Source organism: Candidatus Kapaibacterium sp., from assembly GCA_025059875.1.
Classification (GTDB): domain Bacteria; phylum Bacteroidota; class Ignavibacteria; order Kapaibacteriales; family HRBIN21; genus HRBIN21.
In genome coordinates this window covers 1-530 of record JANXCT010000031.1, presented here as the reverse complement: position 1 = coordinate 530, position 530 = coordinate 1, and the positions used below count along the sequence as shown (strand labels likewise).

At 55.7% G+C, this 530-nt stretch carries 1 protein-coding gene; it reads left to right on the top strand.

The genetic code is table 11. The features are described from left to right. The coding region (locus tag NZ960_08655; GenBank protein ID MCS7177658.1) for a glycosyltransferase family 2 protein at positions 1–530 on the top strand (530 nt) is incomplete at both ends.

Below are 530 nucleotides of genomic sequence, written 5' to 3'. Positions count from 1 at the left end.
CTATCCTGTAGTGGAGTCTCTTCGCTCTCTCCTACCTCTTTGCGACGAAATTATCGTAGCAGTTGGCGACTCCGAAGATGGGACACTGGAAGCTGTCGAAAGTATTGGTGCCCCCGAGATCCGGATTCTTCCTACCCAATGGCATCCCACTGAGCCGGGCTGGCGCATATTAGCCGAGCAGACACAAATCGCGCTCAATGCTTGCCGCGGACATTGGTGCATCTACTTACAGGCCGACGAAGTGCTCCATGAGCGTGATTACGAGACCATTCGGCAGGCCCTACAAGAAAATGTCAAGGACCAGCGGGTAGAAGCTTTTGTCCTGCGATACTATCATTTCTACGGCAGCTATGACTATATCGGGGCAGGACGGCAATGGTACCGGCGCGAGGTCCGCATCGTGCGTAACACCGGAGATGTCATCTCATGGGGCGATGCTCAGGGCTTCCGCAAACAATTACCTGGTGGCGGCGCTCGCCCTCTGCGAGCGCGTGAACTACCTGCGTACGTTTATCACTACGGCTGGGTGC